Below are 1,407 nucleotides of genomic sequence, written 5' to 3'. Positions count from 1 at the left end.
AGAGACGATCACCATCTGTGAAGCAGCATTGCCTTATAGCTGGAACAATCTTTCTATCACATCAGCCGGTGAGCATATTGCAACATTAACAAGCACTGCTGGTTGTGACTCGGTTGTTACACTGCATTTAATTGTTACCCCTGCTGTAACGGGTGAAGAAACAACTACCATCTGCGAAGCAGCATTGCCATACAGTTGGAATGGTCTGTCCATCACTACAGCCGGTGAGCATACTGCAACGCTTGTTGCCGCATCCGGTTGTGATTCGGTTGTTACACTGCATTTAATTGTTAATCCTGCTGTAAACGGTGAAGAAACGATCACGATCTGTGAAGCAGCATTGTCATACAGCTGGAATGGTCAGTCCATCACAACGGCCGGTGAGCATATTGTAACATTAACAAGCGCTGCCGGTTGTGATTCGGTTGTCACACTGCATTTAATTGTTACCCCTGCTGTAACGGGTGAAGAAACAACTACCATCTGCGAAGCAGCATTGCCATACAGCTGGAATGGTCTGTCCATCACAACGGCCGGTGATCATACTGCTACACTCACCAGTGTTACCGGTTGTGACTCGGTTGTTACACTGCATTTAATTGTTAATTCTGCTGTAACGGGTGAAGAGACTGTCACTATCTGCGAAGCAGCATTGCCATACAGCTGGAATGGTCTGTCGGTAACAACAGCCGGTGAGCATATTGCAACATTAACAAGCACTGCTGGTTGTGACTCGGTTGTTACACTGCATTTAATTGTTACCCCTGCTGTAACGGGTGAAGAAACAACTACCATCTGCGAAGCAGCATTGCCATACAGCTGGAACAATCTTTCTATCACATCAGCCGGTGATCATAACACAACACTTACCAGTGCGGCGGGTTGTGATTCTGTTGTTACACTGCACTTAATTGTTAATCCTGCTGTAACAGGTGAAGAAACAATTACCATTTGCGAAGCAGCATTGCCATATAGCTGGAATGGTCTGTCGGTAATAACAGCCGGCGATCATATTGCGACATTAACAAGCACTGCCGGTTGTGATTCGGTTGTTACACTGCATTTGATCGTCAATCCTGCTGTAACAGGTGAAGAAACCATCACCATCTGCGAAGCAGCATTACCATACAGCTGGAATGGCCTGTCCATCACAACGGCCGGTGAGCATACTGCAACGCTTGTTGCCGCATCCGGTTGTGACTCTGTTGCAACACTGCATTTAATTGTTAATCCTGCTGTAACGGGTGAAGAAACAACTACCATCTGCGAAGCAGCATTACCATACAGCTGGAACAATCTTTCTATCACATCAGCCGGTGATCATATTGCAACACTCACCAGTGTTGCCGGTTGTGATTCGGTTGTTACACTGCATTTGATCGTCAATCCTGCTGTAACAGGTGAAGA

Annotated in this window: 1 protein-coding gene; it reads left to right on the top strand. The window is 46.3% G+C overall.

Translation table 11 applies throughout. The features are described 5' to 3' along the window. On the top strand, positions 1-1,407 hold a 1,407-nt coding region (locus tag ACFEL9_RS26060), incomplete at both ends, for a hypothetical protein (RefSeq protein WP_385896326.1).

This window comes from Terrimonas alba (genome assembly GCF_042434975.1).
Classification (GTDB): Bacteria; Bacteroidota; Bacteroidia; order Chitinophagales; family Chitinophagaceae; genus Terrimonas_B; species Terrimonas_B alba.
This window is presented reverse-complemented; position numbering and strand designations above follow the sequence as displayed.